Below are 820 nucleotides of genomic sequence, written 5' to 3'. Positions count from 1 at the left end.
GGGGTGCTGTCAGACGAATTCGAACCAGTCTCAGTTTGCCGCGGAAACTGCGAACCTATCCGGAACAAAGTTGACGCCACTCGGCGAGAGCAGCGCTGCGGGTCAGCTTGAAGATGTCTCGGCTGGCTAGCGATCGTTCCTGGTTGAAGTGGTTGTAGACGGAGGAATGGACGGCGGCGAATTTCTGCAAACTTCGCATGCGCCTGAAACGCTGCATCGCGCGTTCGCGTCGTCGAAACGGCAGGTGCGAATTCTCGACGCGGTTGTTGAGCCACCTGCCCGTCTGTTGTTTTTCGAGCGCGCCCATTTCTCTGAGCGCAGCCTTGTAGGAAGCAAAGCGATCTGTGACGATCTCTTCGGCGCAACCGTGCCGCTTCATCAATTTCCTGAGGAATTTCAGTGCTGCAGCCTTGTTTCGGCGTTTTGTGACAACGGCTTCCAGCACCTCACCTTCATGATCAACGGCCCGCCAAAGATAATGCCGTTTGCCATTTACCTTTACGAAAACCTCGTCCACGTGCCACTTCCATTTGGAATATGCTCTCAATTGCTGAACACGCTTTCTTCGGATCTCAGCGGCAAACATCGGGCCAAACCTGTTCCACCAATACCGGACAGTTTCGTGACTCACGTCGATGCCTCGCTCGTGCAACAAATCTTCGACATTCCGAAGCGAGAGCGGGAAACGGATGTACAGCATCACGGCCAAGCGGATGATCTCGGGGCTGGTTTTGAAATACTTGAAAGAGGCGGGATTGGTCATGGGCAAAAGCTACGCAACACCCCTGCCCCACTCAAGCAACATTCTTCTGACAAGACC

Annotated in this window: 1 protein-coding gene; it reads right to left on the bottom strand. The window is 54.3% G+C overall.

Annotation, left to right across the window (positions count from 1 at the left end; all coding sequences use genetic code 11):
- Positions 1-55 precede the first annotated feature (55 nt).
- On the bottom strand, positions 56-763 hold the full coding sequence (locus tag LCM21_RS20665; protein ID WP_224892259.1) for an IS6 family transposase: 708 nt from the start codon (positions 761-763) through the stop codon (positions 56-58).
- Positions 764-820 lie beyond the last annotated feature (57 nt).

Source organism: Ruegeria profundi (assembly GCF_020171505.1).
In the GTDB taxonomy this organism is placed as follows: domain Bacteria; phylum Pseudomonadota; class Alphaproteobacteria; order Rhodobacterales; family Rhodobacteraceae; genus Ruegeria; species Ruegeria profundi.
The sequence above is the reverse complement of the archived record's forward strand: the minus strand, read 5'-3'. Positions and strand labels throughout refer to the sequence as shown.

What these genes read in the sequence shown, in the direction of transcription:
- LCM21_RS20665 (WP_224892259.1), bottom strand. Translation starts at nt 763, where the DNA reads ATGACCAATCCCGCCTCTTTCAAGTATTTCAAAACCAGCCCCGAGATC.